The following is a 1,236-nucleotide window of genomic DNA, read 5'->3' as shown; positions in this document are numbered from 1 at the left end:
GCTCCACACACTCGAACGTCTTGAAAGGAGGGCTCACGTGTTTACGTTTCATCGTCACCATCGTCACCATCGTCACCATCGTCAGCGTGGCCCGATTTCTGCCCTGCGAGCTTGCTTGCAGGGCTGACCAGGGACGGTCCGGGTTTTTCCCGCCTCGATTTTTTGGTCTGCCCTTCGTGGTGTTGCAACGCCGAGCCTGATGGCCAGCCTGCGCACCGTCAAAGTGCATTGAGCCGGACTTTCCTCCGGCAAGACCAGAGAAATCAAAATGGCCCTGATCAGCCTCAAATCCCTCGGCGTCACCATGAGTGCGCCGCTGTTTACCAATCTCGATCTCACCATCGGCTCCGGCGACCGGCTCGGCATTGTCGCCGCCAATGGCCGCGGCAAGTCGACCTTGCTGAAATGCCTGACCGGCGAGATGGAGCCGACCTCCGGTGACATCACCCGCACGCGCGGCCTGCGCGTCGGTCATGTCGAGCAATCCATTGCCCCGGCCCTTCTCACCCGCAGCTTCCATCAGGTGGTGGCCGACGCCTTGCCGCCCGAGCAGGCTGAAAGCGAGCTGTGGCGCGTCGACGTGGTTCTCGATTCACTCGATGTGCCGGAGCCGATGCGCGAGCGGCCAATGCAGGCGCTGAGCGGCGGTTGGCAGAGACTGGCGCTGATCGCCCGCGTCTGGGTGACAGATCCGGACGTGCTGCTGCTCGACGAGCCGACCAACCATCTCGACCTTGCTCGCATCAGCCAGTTGGAAACCTGGCTCAACGCATTGCCGCGTGAGGTGCCGGTCGTCATTGCCAGCCACGACCGCGCCTTTCTCGACGCCGCCACCAACCGGACGCTGTTCCTGCGCCCGGAACAGTCGCCCGTGTTTGCCTTGCCCTATTCCCGCGCCAGGCGGGCGCTCGACCAGGTCGACGCCTCGACCGAGCGCAAGTTCCAGCGCGACATGAAGGTGGCGCAGCAATTGCGCCGGCAGGCGGCCAAGCTCAACAATATCGGCATCAATTCAGGCAGCGACCTGCTGACGGTCAAGACCAGGCAACTCAGCCAGCGGGCCGAAAAACTGGAGGAAGCGGCGAACCCGGCGCATCGCGAGAAGTCGGCGGGTGCCATAAAACTGGCCAATCGCGGCACTCACGCCAAAGTGCTGATCACGCTCGACGACGCGGCTGTCGAAACACCCGATGGCACGCTGCTGTTTCGGGCCGGCAAGCGCCACATCTGCCAGGG

At 63.5% G+C, this 1,236-nt stretch carries 2 protein-coding genes; both read left to right on the top strand.

Features of this window, described 5'->3' with window-relative positions; all coding sequences use genetic code 11:
• On the top strand, positions 1 to 200 hold a 200-nt coding region (locus EN984_RS38435), incomplete at its 5' end, for a hypothetical protein (RefSeq protein WP_206517569.1).
• A 68-nt stretch (positions 201 to 268) separates the two neighbouring features.
• On the top strand, positions 269 to 1,236 hold a 968-nt coding region (locus EN984_RS35160), incomplete at its 3' end, for an ATP-binding cassette domain-containing protein (RefSeq protein WP_164765949.1).

The sequence above is a fragment of the Mesorhizobium sp. M7A.F.Ca.CA.004.12.1.1 genome (assembly GCF_003997835.1).
In the GTDB taxonomy this organism is placed as follows: domain Bacteria; phylum Pseudomonadota; class Alphaproteobacteria; order Rhizobiales; family Rhizobiaceae; genus Mesorhizobium.
This window is presented reverse-complemented; position numbering and strand designations above follow the sequence as displayed.